This is a genomic window from Pelagicoccus sp. SDUM812002 (assembly GCF_031127835.1).
Classification (GTDB): Bacteria; Verrucomicrobiota; Verrucomicrobiia; order Opitutales; family Opitutaceae; genus Pelagicoccus.
The window spans coordinates 389,984-407,880 of record NZ_JARXHX010000003.1 but is presented as its reverse complement, the minus strand read 5'-3'; the positions used below and the strand labels follow the sequence as shown (position 1 = coordinate 407,880).

The window sequence follows — 17,897 nt, the reverse complement described above, 5'->3', positions numbered from 1 at the left end:
TCTATTCGCTTCCTTTGCGGCCCGGAAAGGTGAGTTCAGCGATGCCTGACTTGTCGAGCTCGCCTAGCCCGAGTTCGCACAGCTTGTTGTATTGTTCGAGCGTGGCTTGGGCCAGTGGCATGGATACTCCTTTTGACTTGCCCAAATCAAGCGCGATACCGGAGTCCTTAGCCGCGTGCGAGGCGGAGAAGAAACAGTCGTGGTCGCGGTTAAGCATGTCTTCCGCATCTGTCTCGAGGACGCGGGAGTTGGCTCCGGTTTGGCTGAATACCTTGCAGAGCATTTCAAGGTCGATGCCAAGGGCGGCGCCCAGTCCAAGGCCTTCGGCAAGGGCGCCGGTGTTAATGTTCATGACCATATTTACGAGAGCTTTGACTTCCGATGCTTTGCCTGAAGGGCCCACATAAGTGAGGGCTTTACTCAGGTCGTCGAGAAGCGGCTTAGCTGCTTCGAACTCTGCCTCTTGTCCGCCAATCATAAGGTAGAGTTCTCCGTGGCGGGCTTGTGGTATGGAGGATGCCATGCAGCCCTCGAGCGTCTTGGCTCCGATCTTGGCAGCGGCTTCCTCGAGCTTTACGTGAATGGAAGGCGTGAGCGTGGCGCAGTTGATGAAGAGCTTGCCCTCGGCGGCGATGAAGAGGTTGTCGTCGCCGAAATATATGGCGTCCATGGCGGAGTCGTTTGTGACCACCGTTAGGATGATGTCTGCGCTAGCGGTCACCTCAGCGAGCGTTTTGCATGCGGTGGAGTCGATCTCGGAGGCGAGGTCTTTGGCGAGGTCTTGGTCGATATCGAAGAGAGCGGAAACCGAGTAGCCCTTGTCTTTGAGGCAACGAGCCATGTTGCCGCCCATGCGGCCGAGTCCGACGAATCCGATTTTTTGGTCTTTCATGTGCAAATTTTTCTTCTGGGTTTGTGTCAGGTTGGAAAGTGCCAGCTTGTTTTGGGACGGTGGCAAGGGTCAAGGTTTTGGCGTATTCAGTGGAATCATCATTTCCTGTCGAAGGGGCCTTTTGCAGCTTTTCAGTTTCTGACCACTCTCACAGTCTTTGCTTGCTAGTGGCGGGGTTGAATGCGGAAGCTCAGGTGTGAATGCTGCCGAAAAACTTTGCCTATCCTGTGGAATGTGCTGCGACGGATCCCTTTTTGACAATGTTCGATTGGGTGGCGATGAAGATCCTGAGTATTTCAAGACTCTGGGTCTGCCTGTCAAACGGTCTCGTGCCAAGCTACCAATCGCTTTCGTTCGCCAACCCTGCCCGGCTCTTTGCGGGGACTGCACTTGTCGCATTTACGAAGACCGTCCGCACCAATGCCGCTCGTTTGAATGCGGCGTATTCAAGGACGCGAGCTCAGGAAAGATCACCTACGAATCGGCCCATCGATCCGTGGTGACCGGCAGACGAAAAGCGGAGAAAGTAAAGCAACTCCTGCGCATGCTCGGAGAAACGGAAGATACCCTTTCCGTAGGAGCCCGGTTTCGCCGCGTGCAACGTCAGGTTTCCGCGGGTGGACTAGATGCGGATGCGGGAGAGCATTTTGCCGCGTTGGGCCTGGCTATGCACAAGCTCGATCTCTTTGCCCACCAAAAATTCTACACTGCGGAGGTGGAGTAGCGCAGGTTTGCCCGTTATGCAGTTAACCTAATCCAGCCTCGAGCCGTGTGCTTTCAAGTCTCTTCTTCGAGATCTCCATTGTTAACAAATTTCCAGAAATCCTTCGAATAACGGTGCTTGGGCTTCCAGCCTGCCTGTCTTCGAATCAGCTCGCTGTCCACTGGTTGACTGGCGAAGGTTACCTCGTGATCTCCTTTGGATAGGCTTTCGCTCAGGGCTTCGCGCGTTTTTCGAGGAATCGGTTTTTTGACCGCTTGTCCGATAGCGTCGAAGAATGCGACTACGGACACTGTATCAGGTTCAGCGATACAGTAGACCGGTTGGTTGAGTCTTTCATTGATCACCGATAGATATGCCTGAGCGAGGTCGCATCTTTCGACGACGGACCAAAGGACCGCCTCATCGTAGATTGATACCAAATCGGACTCGCGTGCTTTCCTCACCATTTCCTGGAAAGGACCAACGGATCCATAAACGATACTCGGCAGGCAAAGCTGAATCCAAGGATAAGAGCTCTCCTGGAGATACTCCAAGATTGGCATCCTCGCCTTTGCAAATTCCAGCGGGGCGAGAGGGCTCTGCTCGCTAATCCTGTTTGGTCGAGCCTGATCGCCGTAGACCCACACTCCGCTGGTATAGATCAACTTTTTCGTACGTGCCGAGCACGCAGCTTCGATCTTTCTTATGTGGTCGATTCCGAAATCGGCCGCGTCCTCCGCGTGGTATCGGGGTTGGGCGCAATCGACAATGTAGTCGAATTCGATTGCCGGGAGATTGGACACGATACTGGAAGCGTGAAGATCGAAGCAATGAGAGACTACCCCTGGGATCTCACTTTGGCCCTGTCGTGAAACGGCATGGACCTCAAAATCTCCGGCTGCAGAAAAAGCCTCCACGACAGCGCTCCCCACCGTTCCGGAGCCGCCGAGGACGAGGATATTTTGTTTGTCAGGGGTGTTCATTCTTTCCTGTGCAACGGGAAGCGTCGCGCCGCGGTCGGGTCGGAGTTCTAGCGACTTGGAGGTTTCGCTACTTCTTTTTTCTCTCTTCGAGTATGATTCCACTCTCAGTGTATTTGAGTTCGTAAACCGAACCAGCCTTCACCGAGCACTCGATCATTTCTGTTTCCTCGAGGTCCTCAGGTTTCTCAAACACTTTGCTTCTCGCTACTTCAAGTTGGTGAGTACCCTCTTCCAACAGGACGTAAGGCGGTCTTCCTTTGAGGTTCTTTGTTTCCCTGACCGGATCTGCACCATCCACTTTCGAAACTCTTACCACTACGATGGACTGTATGTTCTCCATGTCGTGGTTTCCATCTTCGGCTGGATACACGACTTGATCGCTTATCCTAGCTAAGGTATCGGAAGGCCAAAGATTGCTTGTTACGAAGATGGCCAGACAGGTGATAGATAAGAGTTGGAGCTTAGGTTTCATCGTAAATCTGTCTGACGTCGAAGTAGCACTGCACCCACCCAAGAGCGAGGCTTCGATTGCGGGACGATGGGGTTATATTCCTTGTCCTCCGATCGGCTCTATAACGTGACGATCCGCGAATCCAGCGATCAGAGGCTTACCCTTCGATATTGCTTCCTGGACGCTCGGTAAAGATAGTGAGGCTTCGTGGCTCTCTTTGTCTTTCCATACTTCCGTAATCCACAGGGCGTTCTGATCGCATGTGTCTTTCGATATGACGTAGTTAATGCATCCAGGCATATCTTTCGTGCCTTCGAGCAGAATGTTGATGAGGGTGTCTCGGCTACCCTCAGTGCTGATCATCTTTCCGATTATTCCGTACATATTTATTTGCTCCGTTCCAGACACTGTAAGGTCGATGATAAGCAAAGAGATGCAATCCGGCTTTTTGTATAAAATCTCTTCTTTTCATACGGTCTCCGCGATCGTCGATTCCTCCCACAGCGTGGAAGCCGTCTCTTTCGGGGGGCGCTGCTACGTTCAAAAGAGGCCGAGCTGGTTTTCGTCTTTAGCGACTTTGATCTTCTTGCGAGGCTTGGCTACGGGGATGGGGGTGGGGCTGGATACGGTGACGCTGGCGTCGTCGGACTCGAGGCGTTCTAGGATCTCCTTCGCCCGGTCGATGACGGGCGTTGGGAGGCCGGCGAGGCGGGCGACTTGGATGCCGTAGCTGCGGTCGGCGGCACCTTTTACTACCTGGCGAACGAAGACGATATCGTCGTTCCACTCCTTGACAGCGACGCTGTAGTTTTCGAGGCGGCCGAGGTGTTTATCGAGTTGGGTGAGCTCCTGGTAATGGGTGGCGAAGAGGGTTTTCGGGCCGGTCTCGGGGTCGCGGTGGAGGTGCTCGATGACCGACCAGGCGATGGAAAGCCCGTCGTAGGTGGAGGTTCCGCGGCCGATCTCGTCTAGGATGATGAGGGAGTGCTCGGTGGCGTTGTTGAGGATGTTAGCGGTCTCGTTCATCTCGACCATGAAGGTGGAGTTGCCGCGGGCGAGGTCGTCGCTGGCGCCGACGCGTGAGAAGATGCGGTCGACGATGCCGATCTTGGCGGCGGAGGCGGGCACCCAGCTGCCGATTTGGGCCATCAGGGTGATGAGGGCGACCTGGCGGATGAAGGTGGACTTACCGGCCATATTGGGGCCGGTGATGAGGTGTATTTGGTTTTGTGATGCGGAAATGCCGATGCCGTTGGGTACGAAGGCGTGGCTGCCGGCCATGCCTTGAGTATCTTTGCGTAGCATTTGTTCGACGACTGGGTGGCGGCCTTGCTCGATCTCGAGGAGGTCGGTGTCATTGAGCTCGGGCTTGCAGTAGTCCCAGCGGCGGGCGATCTCGGCCCATCCGCAGAATACGTCGAGCTCGGCGAGGGCTTCGGCGGTTTGGGTGAGGGCGACGCTTTCTTCGAGCACGGCTTCGACGAGCCCGAGGAAGAGCTCTTCTTCGCGGCGCTTGGAATTTTCTTCGGCGTGGAAGATTTCCTTTTCTTTGGCTTTGAGGTCCTCGGTGATGAAGCGCTCGGCGTTGACGGTGGTTTGCTTGCGTATGTAGTTTTCGGGTACGTTCGCGAGATTCGATTTGGTGACTTCGATGAAGTAGCCGAAGGCGCCGTTGTACTTGACCTTGAGATTCTTGATGCCGGTGCGGGTTCGCTCCGCGGCTTCGAGGTCGGCCAGCCAGACTTTATTGTCGGTTGTGAGGGAGAGCATGCGGTCGAGCTCGGGGTCGTAGCCGGTGGCGATGTAGCCGCCGTCGTCGAGCTTGCTGGGAAGCTCTTCCTTGAGGGCCCGGTCGAGCAGCTCGGTAAGGGCGGGGAGCTCGTGGAGTCGGTTGATGAGGTTGTCGAGAGGGGAGGTCTGCGAGGTTTCGTTGCTTGCATGCGTGTCCGTAGCGACTTCTGAAATGTTGGCTTTTAAATCTGGAATTTGCAGGAGGGTGTCGCGGACGCCGCCTAGTTCGCGTGGGTTGCGGAGGCGGTTTTGCATGCGGGAGAGGATGCGCTTGATGTCACGTACGGACTTGAGGGAGGTTTGCAGCTCGGCAGCTCCCATGGGGTTGCGGAAAAATTGCTCGACGGAGTCGAGGCGTCGCTGGAGCTCAGGGATGTCGCGTTGGGGGGCGATGAGCCACTGCTCGAGGAGGCGGGCGCCGGCGGCGGTCTTGCAGCCGTTGATGGCGTCGATGAGTGAGCCTTCGCGCAGGCCGCGAGTCGACTTGAAGATCTCGAGATTGCGTAGGGTGGCGGGGTCGATGAGCAGGGATGCCTTGGCGCTGTATTCGCGGATTGATGACAGGTTTTTCGGTTCGAAGCGGAGGGTTTCGCGGGCGTAGTGGAGGAGCGCACCGGCGCAGCCGAGGGCGTCGTGGTTCTTCTCGATGCCGAAGCCTTCGAGGTTGATGACGCCGAGCGTTTCCATGACGGCTTGGGTTCCGGAGTCGCCGTCGAATTGGAACCCCGGTTGCTCGCTGGTGGAGCGAGAGTTTGAGAAATGTATGAGCTCTTCGAATACGGGGGCGTTGTGCGATTGTTTTTTCCAGGACTCTTGGGTGCCTTCGATGAGTAGGAGTTCGGCTGGATCGATGGAGATGAGGACGGGGAGGAGGTCGTCAGGCTTGGAGTCGTGGGCGATTCGGAATTCTCCGGTGGAGAGATCGATCCAGGCGAGGGAGAAGCCGGATTTGTCGTACTCAATGGCGGCGAGGTAGTGGTTTCGCTGGGAGTCGAGCTGGTTGTCCTCGATGGTGGTCCCCGGAGTTAGGATACGGGTGAGGGCGCGTTTTACGAGCTTGCCTGCTTGAGGTGTCTCAACCTGTTCGCAAATTGCGACCTTCATGTTGGCAGCAAGGACTTTTCCGATGTATTGCTCGGCGGCGTGGAAGGGGATGCCGGCCATCTTGTAGTCGCTGCGCTTTGTGAGGGTGATACCGAGGACTTGGGCGCCGACTTCGGCGTCTTCGTGGAACATCTCGTAGAAGTCTCCCAAGCGGAAGAGCAGCAGGGTGTTGGGCGGAAGGGTTTTTCGCACCTCGTAGTACTGCTGCATCATAGGGGTGATCTTCTTTTCGCGAGCCATTTTTGAAGGATGAAGGATGAAGGATGAGGGTTGAATGGGAAGGAGGGAAATTTGGGGGGAGGTGGGGCGAGGTAAAGGGAGAAGTGGGGAGAGGGGTGAATTGGTGGTGAGTTTGGGGGAGGTTGCGAGGGGCGAGTTGGGTTGGTACGAGGAATGCAAGGGAAAGGAGTTATGAATAAGCGAAAGATAAAAGGAACAGAGGAGTTCAAGGTGCCTTCGCCACGTCACAACGCGGATCTGGACCCTGATAACGCAACGAGTACGGACAGTTTCGCGGAGCGCGAGAAGGCCGGTGAGAAGAAATTCTACCCGGAGGAGGGTGCCGAGGAGTATCCTGAGCAAACCACGAAAAGACCGTTGGACAAGGAGCCCAAGCGTCGCCAGAGCGACGGGGAGGCTAAGATCGACGAGGCGTTGGACGAAACATTTCCAGCGAGCGATCCTCCATCGACTTCTGACCCGAGCCGCCGCTAAGGCGGGAGTGGGTTTGGAGTTAGGGTCGGGAGGCGGCTTTGCTGGGTTGAAGTGCTGGGTGGAATCGCGGGGCGAGGCCGCTTCCCGTTGAGCTTGGAGTGAATTGGGTGGAGGGCGTCGCCGCTTATACGTTGATGAGTTTGGTGTTGTTTTGGAGGGCCCGTCGGTTTGTGTGTGGGGACGATGGATTTGTTTTACAGGGAGTTTGGTGAGGCGGGGAAGCCGGTGGTGGTGATCTTGCATGGCTTGTTGGGGTCGTCGCGGAATTGGCAGGCGGCTGGGCAGGCGTTGGCGGAGAGGCACCATGTGTATTGCTTGGACTTGCGGAACCATGGGGAATCGCCTTGGGAGGAGCCCCACTCCTACGAGGTGATGATGGAGGACGTGATGACTTGGATGGACGAAACCCTCGATTCTCGACCGATCTTGGTCGGGCACTCTATGGGTGGGAAGTTGGCCATGAAGTTAGCTTGCGAATACCCGAAGGCGATTCGCAAGCTAGTGGTAGTGGACATCCAGCCTCACCGGTATCCGAATAACCATGACAATGACTTTGCTGGTATGGCAGCGGTAAACATGGACTCCCTGAAGTCGCGCACGGATGCGGAAGCGATGTTGGAGCCTTTTATCCCGAGCTGGAAGCTGCGGAAGTTTTTGCTGACGAATCTGGAGAAGGACCGAATCACGGGGGAATATCGCTGGATGGTGAACCTAGATGCAATCGTCGGGGGGCAGAGGGATATCGAGGAAAATCCGTTGTCTCCGGAGGATCGATACGAGGGGGACACGCTTTTCATCATGGGTGGCAAGAGCCGTTACTTCGTGAAGGAGGAGGTCCCGCGACTGAGGGAATATTTTCCTTCGAGCGCCTTGGAGGTGATCCCGGAGAGCGGCCATAACCCGCATTTCGAATGCCGGGAACGGTTCGTGGAGATTCTGGCGGCGTTTGTGGATTAGTTTTCTCTTTGGGGAGAAGTGGCGGGATTTGGCTACTTGCTATTTAATCCTGTAGCGCGGATGGCGTGGAAGCCGTCGCTCTAGGAAGGGCGGAATTATTATTGTCGCTTGAGGAAGGCGATTGCTTTGGATGGGGTGTCTTATGGTTCTCATGATTGGAAAGTTTGCTTGCTTGTTGGCCTGCTATTTTGGCGGCTTGGTGGCGGGCGTCTTTTTGCATGAGCTAGGGCATGCTTTGCTCGCGCTGTTGGTGACACGGCAGCGAGTTGAGGTGGAAGTAGGTTCCTCCGGCAAGCGAGGCTCGGTGAACTTGGGTCGATTGACGCTGGGGTTCCGATCGAGTGGACATCGCTATGGCGCGACGCGCTACGATCGCGAGGAGGAGACCCGCGGGCGACAGGCTTGGGTGGCTTTGGGCGGCCCGTTGGCGAGTTTGGTGGCGGTGTTAGGGTTTACTTGGCTGATGGTTTCCTCGCCAGTAGGCAGCTGGCTTTGGGTGGCATCTCTCGGCTTGGGCGTTGCGAATTTCCGGATATTTATCGTAGCGGTGTGGCCGATCGAATACCAGCCAAACGGTGAGGTCGGAGAAGTTTGGGTGAGCGATGGGCTAGATTTTTGGCGCTTGATGACTAATAAGCGCGATCAGTAGGGGTTATGGAAATTGCTTATTGTCGCTTATGGTATTGCACTCGATTGGAGGATTCTCAGAAAACGGTCCCTGAATGCCGAACGATACGACTATGAGCACCATTTTGATCGTCGATGATGACGAAGAGATTCGCTACTCGCTGGGCCGCGTTCTTGGCAGCCGCGGGTACCAGATCGAGACTGCCGGCAGCGGCGAGGAAGGCATCGATAAGATCAAGGCAGGTCTGAAGCCGGACTTGATCATGTGCGACGTACGCATGGGCGGGATCTCTGGGATCGAGACCCTACAGCACATGCGCTCGGCCAGCTCCAGCCTGCAGATCGTACTCATGACTGCGTTTGGCACAGCTCAGACGGCGATCGAGGCGATGAAGTTTGGTGCCTACGACTACATCATGAAGCCCTTCGACGTCGACAAGGTGATCGAGATCGCGGAAAAGGCGATCAGCTCGTCAAAGGACATGAAGTCCGCCAACAAGTACGAGAAGAAGGTCAACTACGACGACTACAAGGAAGGCATCGTGGGCAACTCGCCAGCGATGCAGGAAGTTTTTAAGGTGATCGGGCAAGTGGCGGCCAGCGACGCGACGGTGCTGGTGACGGGTGAGAGCGGCACGGGCAAGGAGTTGATCGCGAAATGCATCAACCAGCACAGCTTGCGTTCGGGCGGCCCATTCGTGGCGGTGAATTGCGCTGCGATCCCGGACAACTTGATCGAGAGCGAGCTTTTCGGTCACGAAAAGGGGAGCTTCACGGGAGCGACGACGCAACGCATCGGGCGCTTCGAGCAGTGTGACCGCGGCACGATCTTCCTCGATGAGATCGGGGACATGGCCTTGGCGACCCAGACGAAGATATTACGCGTTTTGCAGGAAGGCGAAATCCAGCGCGTCGGCAGCACGGAGACGATTAAGGTCGACGTGCGCGTGATCGCAGCGACCAATAAGGACCTCGAGAAGATGGTTGAGGAAAAGGATTTTCGCGAGGATCTCTACTACCGCCTCAACGTTTTTCGGATTCGCGTGCCTGCCCTGAAGGAACGCAAGGAAGACATTCCGGACATCGTAGATTTCATGCTTCAGAATTTGGTGAAGGAGCGTAAGGCGCGCGTGACACGCGTCTCGCCGGATGCCTTGAACGCCTTGGTCTCTTACGCCTGGCCAGGCAACGTTCGCGAGCTGGGCAACGTGGTCTACCGCAGTGCGGTGGTGGCTCAGGGCGACGCGATCCTGATGAAGGATTTGCCGGACACGGTTCGCCCCGCCATTGCTGAGGTGCAAGTTCCGGTGGCGACTGCAGCCGCTGCAGCGCCCGAGGCCCCCGTCGCCAAAATCGAATTGGGAGATACTTCCGCTAGGTTCCAAGACGGCACTATAGAGACGGCTGCTCCTGCTGAAACGGTTGCTGTTCCAGTGACCGCGGTTCCCCTAGTGGAGCCGATGCCGGTCTCCTTGCCGGCTATTTACGACAAGCTCTATCACGAGCTGCGGGAGCGCCAAGAGATGCGGATCCTGACTTTGATCGAACGCCAGATGATCGAACGAGCCATCGCGGAAACAGGCGGCAACCAGGCTCGGGCGGCGGAGATTCTAGGAATTACCCGCAACACGTTGAAGAAGCGGTTGGACGAGTATTCGGGCTAGGTTTGGTTTTGCTTCCGGCTTTCGTGTAATGGGGTGCCCTCAGCATTTTCGGAGTGGGGCTGTAGTCCTGTTCGAAGGCTTTGTTGCTTGCTTTGGCGGTATTTTTCTATTGGCAAGTCTGCCCTTATGACGACCGCTTTGATGTTTTCAGGACAAGGCGCCCAGAAAGTGGGCATGGGCAAGGATCTCTATGAGAACAGCGAGATTGCTCGCTCCCATTACGACAAGGCCGACGAGATTCTCGGATGGAAGCTCAGCGAGCTAAGCTTCGAAGGGCCGCAGGAGTCGCTAACTGAGACGAAAGTGTGCCAGCCCGCTCTCTTCGTGCATGGGATGGCGATGTTTGAGATCTTGAAATCCCAAGGCAAGCTTGGCGATGTTTCGATCGCTATGGGACTAAGCCTCGGCGAGGTGACTGCCTTGACCGCGGCTGGGGTTTTCGATTTCGAGACGGGCTTGAAAGTCGTGGCCGAGCGAGGCCGCTTGATGCAGGAAGCCTGTGAAGCGAGCAAGGGCTCTATGGCCGCGGTGATAGGCGTTGAGCGGGACGTGGTCGCCTCCTTTTGCGAAGAAATGGACGTGCAGATGGCCAACCTTAATTGCCCGGGACAAATCGTAATTTCCGGCGAAAAGGATAAGATCGTCGCTGCGGTCGCAGCCGGAAAAGAGAAAGGGTTTCGCCGCGTAATGGAGCTCGATGTAGCGGGCGCCTACCACAGCCGCCTCATGGAGCCGGCGCGCGAACGCTTTGCTTCTTACTTGGAGAGCGTGAGCTTTCAGGAGCCGAGCTACACGATTTTCACAAACACCACGGGCAAGGAGGTTTCCGAGCCGACCGCGATTCGCGAAGCCCTCGTTAAGCAAGTTGTCTCGTCCGTGCTGTGGGAGGATTGCCTGGTGAATGCAGCTGCGGCTGGAGCGGACCTGTTCTGGGAGCTCGGAGTTGGCGGGGTTTTAAAGGGACAAGTCAAGCGGACCAACAAGGATTGGGCGAACGCTAGTTTCGAGACCTGGGCTGACTTGTAGAAGGCGAGTAGAAGCCGTCGTCTTTCGCATGCCATCTGGTGGCCAGCCAGAACGGGCGCGATTCTTCCACTTTTCGGCCGGTGGTAGGGGGCTTTATCGATACTGTGGCATTTTCGGTGAAAGTGCGACTGTGAAGAAAGCCGATTGTTTGAGCAACGCCAGGTGGGGAATGCGACACCACGATGTAATAAGCGCGCTTGAAAGTGTGATATTCCTTGCGTCGTGCGGGATTTGGAACGGCTTTTGCGGCCTGAAGGAGTGAATGCCGGTTTTTCCACAAGCAAACTCCCGACTTGAAAGCTTTGGAAGGAGTGCTCAACTTCTTCCGCTTTTCGAATGGAGACGGTAAATAAGCGCAACTTTAGCATCATTGCCCATGTGGACCATGGGAAGACGACTCTGTCCGACCGTCTGCTGGAATACACCAACACGGTCGCTCAGCGCGTCCTCGAAGCCCAACACTTGGACTCGATGGATCTGGAGCGCGAGCGTGGTATCACTATCAAGAGCCACCCGGTAACGCTGCTGTACCCGTCCAAAGACGGCACGACTTATCAGCTCAACTTGGCGGACACGCCGGGGCATGTGGACTTCTCTTACGAAGTGTCGCGTAGTTTGGCGGCTTGCGAAGGGGCCCTTTTACTTATCGACGCGGCGCAGGGCGTGGAAGCTCAAACGGTGGCCAATGCCCATCTTGCGGAAGAGCAGGGGCTGACCATCATACCGGTAATTAACAAGATCGATTTGCCGAGCGCTGATCTCGACCTGTGCTTGCAGCAGCTGGAGGATCTCCTGGCGATTCCTGCCGAGGACGCGATCTTGGCTAGCGGTAAAACGGGCATCGGCATCGAAGATATTTTGGAAGCGGTGGTAAACCGAATCCCGCCGCCGCGCTGGACCGATTACGAGGCGACTCGTTGTTTGGTGTTCGACTCCATTTACGACGCCTACCGCGGAGCGATCGCTTTTGTGCGCGTCTTTTCCGGCTCTATCAAGCCAAAGGACCAAGTCCTCATGATGAGCGACCACACCCGCGCCGAGGTGAAGGAAGTAGGCGTTTTCACTCCTGCTCAGAAAAAGGTGGATTCGCTACAGGCGGGGGATGTCGGCTACATGGTGTGCAACATCAAGAATCCGGCGGATATCAAAGTGGGTGATACCATCACTCAGAATGCGAATCCTGCCGCTGAGATGCTTCCCGGATACAAGGTCGTCCGCCCCATGGTTTTCAGCGGTATCTATCCGGTGGAGACGAACGATTTCGAGAAACTCAAGAGCAGCATGGGCAAGCTGCAGCTCAATGACGCGGCCTTCAGCTTCCAGGCGGAGAGCTCCGTTGCTCTTGGCTTCGGCTTCCGTTGTGGGTTCTTGGGGCTCCTGCACATGGAAATCATCCAAGAGCGTATCCGCCGGGAGTATGGGGTAGAAATTATCTCCACGTATCCAAGCGTTGTATACAAGGTGCTGAAGCAAAACGGTGACGAGGTCGAGATCGATAATCCGATCAATCTCCCTGACCCGTCGCACATCGAAACGATTTACGAGCCGACCATCGTGGCTCACATCCACGTACCAAACGAGTGCGTGGGAGACATCTTGGCTTTGGTTATGGAAAAGCGTGGCTCCTGCGAACGGACCGATACGCTCGATGGCACGCGCCTGATCCTCGAGTGCGTTTTGCCGCTCAACGAAATCCTGGTCGATTTCAACGACCGCCTGAAGAGCATTACCCGCGGCTATGGCTCTATGGAGTACGAGCTCGGCGAGTACCGCCCGGCCAAACTGGTCAAGATGGATATCCTCGTCAACGGCGAGCCTGTGGACGCGTTTTCCTCGATCGTCCACAGCGAGAAGGCGCACACGAAGGGTGGCGAGCTTTGCACGAAACTGGCGGACATCATTCCGCCGCACCTTTTCAAGATAGCGGTTCAGGCAGCGATTGGCGGCAAGATCGTGGCTCGCGACAATGTGCGAACTATGCGCAAGGACGTGACGGCGAAGTGTTACGGCGGCGATATCTCCCGTAAGCGAAAGCTGCTCGACAAGCAGAAGGAAGGTAAGCGGAAGATGAAGAACATCGGCAATGTTTCCATCCCACCGGACGCTTTCATCAAAGTTTTGAAGAACGACTAGTGTCGCAGTGTACGGGTCGCCTCGCTGTTTATCGCGTGACAAGCACGCTCCCACCTTGCTGTTGAGCGGAGGCGTCGCGTTACGACTAGATTTCGGGGGATTTTTCGCTCGCGGGATCGAAATCGGCTGGCCAGTGTCTGGCTTTCCTCAAGCGAAGCCCTATGTTTTCTCTGTTTAAATCCGAATCCAAGAAGTTACGGGAAACCGCCAAGAATTGGCTCTACCACGCGGGAAAGGTATACCATTTCCGTAAGGATCGCCTGAGCGAAACCGAGGTTTCAACGCTGCTGCGACTGAGCGAAGAGGTGAAGTCTGGCATGAGGGACAAGTCTGAGTCCGCGGACAGTCGCTTGCGCGCCTCGATCGAGTCCTTGAAGGAGCACATGGAGCATGTGGGTGGAAACTATTATCCCCGCGGTTCGATGGCGGAGAACGTGGAGTTCTTTTTTGCGGCGCTGATCATCTACGTCGGCTTCACTACCTTTTTCATCAAGCCTTTCAAGATCCCGACCAATTCCATGTGGCCTAGCTACTACGGGATGACCGGCGAGGTTTACGCGGATGACGCAGAGAAGCCGAATGTCATAGAAAGAGCTTTCCGTTTCGTGAGCTTCGGAGCGAAACACTATGACGTGACAGCCCCGACGAGCGGCGAGTTGCTGATACCTATGGTGAAGACGGGTAGCGGCTCTTATCGAATCTTCGAGCGGCCCGCTAATGTGAAGCGTTATTTTGTCATCAACGCCCCCGGAGCTGAGCGCGTACTCTATGTGGGCGATGAGAGTGTTTCCTTCAAGTATCCTTCCGATTTCAACTTGGACCGGCAAGTATTGTTACCGTTGCAGAAAGCGGGAGTGGTCTCTCCTTACGACCGATTGATTGAGCGTGGCGGTTTGAGCCAAGGATCGTTTGCCGGGACGAAGAAGGAGACTATCTATGACCCGCGTACTGGACGAAACATGAACGTGACGGTCTACCTACTGCGCACCGGGCGTATGGTGGAAGAGGGGGAGAGCTTGCTTTCGTTTGACCTGATGACGGGCGACCAACTTTTCGTCGATCGCATGTCCTATCATTTCGTGTCGCCAAAAGTTGGGGACGGCTTCGTTTTCAAGACTGATTCGATCCCCGCGGTAGCGGAGGACAAGTTCTACATCAAGCGCTTGGTGGGCACACCGGGTGATACGGTGAAGGTCGAAGGGAGCACCCTTTACGTGAACGGCGAGCCAGCTACTGGTTCGGTCGCGTTCGAGAAGAACTCCAAAATGGAGGATAACTACGGCGGCTATACTACGATGAAGGATGAAAGAAGTCTGACCGTTGATTTATCGACTGAGCAGACCGTTCCTGACGGGCACTTTTTTGCTATCGGTGACAATAGTCACAACAGTTCGGATGGGCGCGTCTGGGGTTATGTGCCTCCTGAGGCGGTTGTCGGACGCCCTGTCATGATCTACTATCCGTTTACCAAGCGATTCGGCTTGGCGAAGTAGTCGAAAGCTTAATTTCGAGAGTAGGAGGTCAGTTCGCTTGCAGTCCTTGGGCGATATTTGCTCTTCGCTGAAACTGGGAGGACTAAAGTGACGGTTGCTCCGCTTCCGATGCCTTCGCTCTTTATATGGAGGCTGCCGCCTAATTTTTTAGCGGCGTTGGCGCAGCTGTGCATCCCGAATCCGTGCCCATCGGACTTCGTCGTGAATCCATGGGTGAAAATCATGCGTTCGTTTTCTTCCGATATGCCTAGGCCGTTATCCGAAATCTGGATACGAATATTCTCTTTATTCGCTGTAGTTTTTGCAGAGAGGGTGATAAGCCCTAAAGGCTTGCCAGACTCTATGATGGACTCCTTTGCGTTCTTGATGAAGTTAGTGATCATCTGAAGGAGGCTGTGCTTGTCGGTCTCGATTTCGAGGTCGGGTTCGAAGTCTCTCACGACTTCATAAAATGAATACTCCAAGTTTCCGGTCGTCATTTCGAGTGCGTCGTCGAAAAGCTTCTCTATCTTGAAAGTCTGGAGGACTTCGACCGTTTTTGCGTGGGTCTGCTGAGTCGTAATGATTTTCTTCACGTGCTCGATGTTTTCCTGCATGCATTCGACCTCGAGCTGGTAGTGCGAGTTGTCGTCTGCTAAAACCTTCGAAAGTTGCGTGAGGTAGGCGGGGATTGATCTGCCCTTCGGGTCGTTGGTCAGGAATTCGGCCAGGTTTTCTCGATGCGCGTTGATCATCTGCGAAACGAGAACGAGTTTTTTGACGCGCTCCTGGGAGAGTCTTTCGGAAAGGGTCATCAGGGCCACGTTGATACTGTTCAGAACGTTACCCACATTGTGCAGGACATTGGTGGCGACCTCTGCCATGCCCGCTTTTCTAGAAGTGCACATGAGGAGGTCCTGAGCGTTGCCAAGTTCTTCTAGGGCGTAAGTGAGCTCGCTCGCATTTTTTCGAAGCTCGTCGTTCTTGCTTTCGATTTCCTTAGTGCGTTCCTCCACCATGCTCTCAAGCTTGAGGTTGGCGTGCTTAAGGTTTTTAGCTAGATGATTGTATCCGAAATATAATACAACACCGAATGCGGTGACGTAGGTGAGGTACGCTAAGGGTGTTTCGAATAGGGTAGGCTCGATGAATAGGACTATAGAGATTTCCTCTGGGGGGACGGACTCGTTAGGCCGGGCTCGGATACGCAGCGTAAACTCTCCTGCGTCAAGCTTGGTGAAATTCACCTCGTTCGAAGTGCTCCATTTTGACCAATCCTGGGACATGCCCTCCAAGAAGTACTGATAAAGAGGAGGTTTGGTGGTCGCGGAATTAGTGTCCCCAGCTCGGAAGGTGAGGTTTCGTCGATCGCTGGCGAACTCGAGTCGTTTGGGGGTCGATTCGAATCCTGAATTTATGTAGTAGTTCGAAGATCCCTCTATGTCCGATATTTCGAAGAGGAAAAGGTTTCGCTTAGGAGAATCGAATGGTTCCTTCAGCCTTTCTCCGTCAATGTGGAAGAGTTCATTAGCAGTGAGGAGAATAGCGTCTCCATTCGAGAGAAACTTAAATTGGTTGAAGTATTGGTCGCCTAATTGACTGAGGGTAATGGCGTCTTTCTTGTATGAACCATCCGCTTGCTTCCATAAGATGTAGTTAAATTTCTCATGTGACGCCCAAATATTACCCGAAGGATCAGTGGCGACGCGGTGGAAGATATCTTCCGATGGCAAGTAAGCTTCTAGTAAATGCGTCTTTCGGAACTTGGAGAGGCTCGGTATGAACTCGTAGATTCCAGCGCGGGAGGTAAACAGGACTTCCCCTTCGTGCTCCCAAACGGCAACCCAATCGGATGGTAGTCCATTTTCTTGCGTTAAGAGCTGATACTTGATCCGTCCGTTTTCGACCCACGCACGGCCGATTTGGCCGATACCAATTTCGAGCCAAAAAACGTTTTTCGAAGATCGAGCGATTTTATTGATATGTCCTGCCCGGTGAAGGATCTGGTCCTCCTTTATCATTTCATCTTTTTCTCGATGCATGAGGATGAGCGAATCGGGTGTTGAGGCGAAGAAGCGATTTGGATCCCCTTCGAATAGAACCATACGTTCGATGAATCCTGTCTTGCCAAGATTTTGGTGGTTGCCGTTTTCCAGGATGAAAGTCGAATCACCCGCTTGGAAATAGAGCTCCTCTTTGGTTGAGACGGCAGCGACTACAGATCGATCCAAGCCTGGAGTGGAGTCCTTAAATCCTTTCAGGCTTCCGAACTCAGTGAAGGCCGGCTCGAGCAGCCTCCCGTTGGTGCGAATCCACACTTTTCCTCCAGCTTCGTGGGCGATTGGGTACTCGACCCCCATGCTCAGTCTCTCGTCGATTTGGGAGACGGGACTGTCGATTATGACCTTGCCGACGGTAGAGTTGAATTGGACCCAGAGAGTCTTATTTTCGTCGAGGTGCAGAGAGTTCGAACCGACCCATCTATAGTCGTGGTCTCTCTCCAAAGTGGAAAGGATGTCTCCTTGTCGATTGACGAAGTAGATGCCCTTGTGAGCTACGCTGATCGCCAACTTGTTGTCCTCAACGAATTCAAGGTCCCGGATAACGCCTTCCGCCTCGAAAGCGAAGCGGGTGAACTTGTCGATGGGCTCCCCCGCAGGGATCCGGTAGATCTCTTTGCTCTCGGTGGTAAAGTAGATTTCGCCAGACTCGCTAGACTCGATTTCGAGGATGACGTGCTTGTCGTTGAATCGCGTGAACGCGGGGTGAGTAGAGTGTGAGAAGCCGTCGAACACGACAATTCCGTCGCGTGTCGTTGCTACCAGGAGCGTACCTTGGTGGATAGTGGAGCCCTTGACCCATGAGTCGAACGAGGTGGCGGCGTACTCCATATTTTCGAGATCTAGGTAGGCGACACTTCGTTGTCCGATGAAGTAGAGGATTTGGCCTTGCTGGTGGATCTTGGAGTAGTACTCGCTATTGTAGTCGGTAAGCGGGAGAGGGTTCAAGCGGTCGAATCGGATACCTGTTGGCCCAGTGAAATCAAGCTTGCCGATGGTGCCATAACCCGCCGCAAAGACCCCGTTTGGAGTCCAAGCGATGCACCGAATCTTCTCTCGAGTGGAGGGTGTCTCAAGGAGGTGTTTCCAGCTGGTACCGTCAAATGAGTGAATCCCATTTTCGCATCCGAAGAAGAGTCTGCCATCGGGGGCAGTAGTGATGAAGTTTGAGCTCGAACTGTTTCCGATGTCCTTCTCCTCGTAGATTTGGTAAAAGGGGATGCCTCTGAGGTTTAGCTTCTTTTGGGGCGCTGCGAGGAGATCGCAAGCAAGCGCAACGACAATGATGGCAGCGATAAGCTTCATTTTTTGATATCTGCG

At 54.8% G+C, this 17,897-nt stretch carries 14 protein-coding genes; 8 read left to right on the top strand and 6 right to left on the bottom strand.

From position 1 onward, the window contains the following. Position 1 precedes the first annotated feature (1 nt). Positions 2–922 (bottom strand): NAD(P)-dependent oxidoreductase, encoded by a 921-nt coding sequence (locus tag QEH53_RS07300; protein ID WP_345785709.1) that lies wholly within the window; start codon positions 920–922, stop codon positions 2–4. A gap of 166 nt (positions 923–1,088) precedes the next feature. On the opposite strand from QEH53_RS07300, the gene QEH53_RS07295 reads away from it, so the two are divergent. Next, positions 1,089–1,616 (top strand): YkgJ family cysteine cluster protein, encoded by a 528-nt coding sequence (locus QEH53_RS07295; protein WP_309022496.1) that lies wholly within the window; start codon positions 1,089–1,091, stop codon positions 1,614–1,616. Between the two features lie 53 nt (positions 1,617–1,669). On the opposite strand, the gene QEH53_RS07290 is transcribed toward QEH53_RS07295, so the two are convergent. From QEH53_RS07290 to mutS, 4 genes are all read right to left on the bottom strand, one after another. Then, entirely contained in the window at positions 1,670–2,578 is a 909-nt protein-coding gene (locus QEH53_RS07290; protein ID WP_309022495.1) for an NAD-dependent epimerase/dehydratase family protein, read from the bottom strand. 67 nt (positions 2,579–2,645) lie between these two features. Further along, positions 2,646–3,050 carry a hypothetical protein gene (locus tag QEH53_RS07285; protein ID WP_309022494.1) on the bottom strand — a complete coding sequence of 135 codons (405 nt, stop codon included), beginning with the start codon at positions 3,048–3,050 and terminating at the stop codon, positions 2,646–2,648. A 72-nt stretch (positions 3,051–3,122) separates the two neighbouring features. Then, complete coding sequence (locus QEH53_RS07280) at positions 3,123–3,413, bottom strand: putative quinol monooxygenase (RefSeq protein WP_309022493.1); 291 nt, start codon at positions 3,411–3,413, stop codon at positions 3,123–3,125. Positions 3,414–3,569: 156 nt separating this feature from the next. Continuing rightward, complete coding sequence (gene mutS, locus QEH53_RS07275) at positions 3,570–6,164, bottom strand: DNA mismatch repair protein MutS (RefSeq protein ID WP_309022492.1); 2,595 nt, start codon at positions 6,162–6,164, stop codon at positions 3,570–3,572. Positions 6,165–6,335: 171 nt separating this feature from the next. Here mutS and QEH53_RS07270 point away from each other — a divergent pair, with 171 nt between their 5' ends. From QEH53_RS07270 to lepB, 7 genes are all read left to right on the top strand, one after another. After that, positions 6,336–6,638, top strand: a complete 303-nt coding sequence (locus tag QEH53_RS07270; RefSeq protein ID WP_309022491.1) for a hypothetical protein — start codon at positions 6,336–6,338, stop codon at positions 6,636–6,638. A 183-nt stretch (positions 6,639–6,821) separates the two neighbouring features. After that, the gene (locus QEH53_RS07265; RefSeq protein ID WP_309022490.1) at positions 6,822–7,595 is read left to right on the top strand and encodes an alpha/beta fold hydrolase; all 774 of its coding nucleotides are present in this window, start codon (positions 6,822–6,824) and stop codon (positions 7,593–7,595) included. 142 nt (positions 7,596–7,737) lie between these two features. Next, the gene (locus QEH53_RS07260) at positions 7,738–8,244 is read left to right on the top strand and encodes a M50 family metallopeptidase (RefSeq protein ID WP_309022489.1); all 507 of its coding nucleotides are present in this window, start codon (positions 7,738–7,740) and stop codon (positions 8,242–8,244) included. A 91-nt stretch (positions 8,245–8,335) separates the two neighbouring features. After that, complete coding sequence (locus QEH53_RS07255) at positions 8,336–9,886, top strand: sigma-54 dependent transcriptional regulator (RefSeq protein ID WP_309022488.1); 1,551 nt, start codon at positions 8,336–8,338, stop codon at positions 9,884–9,886. A 126-nt stretch (positions 9,887–10,012) separates the two neighbouring features. Beyond that, positions 10,013–10,912: an ACP S-malonyltransferase gene (gene fabD, locus QEH53_RS07250; RefSeq protein WP_309022487.1), complete on the top strand. Its 900-nt coding sequence runs from the start codon at positions 10,013–10,015 to the stop codon at positions 10,910–10,912. 336 nt (positions 10,913–11,248) lie between these two features. After that, the gene (gene lepA / locus QEH53_RS07245; RefSeq protein WP_309022486.1) at positions 11,249–13,045 is read left to right on the top strand and encodes a translation elongation factor 4; all 1,797 of its coding nucleotides are present in this window, start codon (positions 11,249–11,251) and stop codon (positions 13,043–13,045) included. Positions 13,046–13,206: 161 nt separating this feature from the next. After that, a complete protein-coding gene (gene lepB / locus QEH53_RS07240) occupies positions 13,207–14,538 on the top strand; it encodes a signal peptidase I (RefSeq protein ID WP_309022485.1) in 1,332 nt (443 codons plus the stop codon). An 8-nt stretch (positions 14,539–14,546) separates the two neighbouring features. Here the strand turns inward: lepB and QEH53_RS07235 are convergent, their stop codons facing one another. Beyond that, positions 14,547–17,882, bottom strand: coding sequence for an ATP-binding protein (locus tag QEH53_RS07235; protein ID WP_309022484.1), 3,336 nt, complete (start codon positions 17,880–17,882; stop codon positions 14,547–14,549). Positions 17,883–17,897: the final 15 nt, after the last annotated feature.

Coding starts and splice junctions, on each gene's coding strand:
- QEH53_RS07290 (WP_309022495.1), bottom strand. CDS start 2,578: ATGAACACCCCTGACAAACAAAATATCCTCGTCCTCGGCGGCTCCGGA.
- QEH53_RS07285 (WP_309022494.1), bottom strand. CDS start 3,050: ATGAAACCTAAGCTCCAACTCTTATCTATCACCTGTCTGGCCATCTTC.
- QEH53_RS07280 (WP_309022493.1), bottom strand. CDS start 3,413: ATGTACGGAATAATCGGAAAGATGATCAGCACTGAGGGTAGCCGAGAC.
- mutS (WP_309022492.1), bottom strand. CDS start 6,164: ATGGCTCGCGAAAAGAAGATCACCCCTATGATGCAGCAGTACTACGAG.
- QEH53_RS07270 (WP_309022491.1), top strand. CDS start 6,336: ATGAATAAGCGAAAGATAAAAGGAACAGAGGAGTTCAAGGTGCCTTCG.
- QEH53_RS07265 (WP_309022490.1), top strand. CDS start 6,822: ATGGATTTGTTTTACAGGGAGTTTGGTGAGGCGGGGAAGCCGGTGGTG.
- QEH53_RS07260 (WP_309022489.1), top strand. CDS start 7,738: ATGGTTCTCATGATTGGAAAGTTTGCTTGCTTGTTGGCCTGCTATTTT.
- QEH53_RS07255 (WP_309022488.1), top strand. CDS start 8,336: ATGAGCACCATTTTGATCGTCGATGATGACGAAGAGATTCGCTACTCG.
- fabD (WP_309022487.1), top strand. CDS start 10,013: ATGACGACCGCTTTGATGTTTTCAGGACAAGGCGCCCAGAAAGTGGGC.
- lepA (WP_309022486.1), top strand. CDS start 11,249: ATGGAGACGGTAAATAAGCGCAACTTTAGCATCATTGCCCATGTGGAC.
- lepB (WP_309022485.1), top strand. CDS start 13,207: ATGTTTTCTCTGTTTAAATCCGAATCCAAGAAGTTACGGGAAACCGCC.
- QEH53_RS07235 (WP_309022484.1), bottom strand. CDS start 17,882: ATGAAGCTTATCGCTGCCATCATTGTCGTTGCGCTTGCTTGCGATCTC.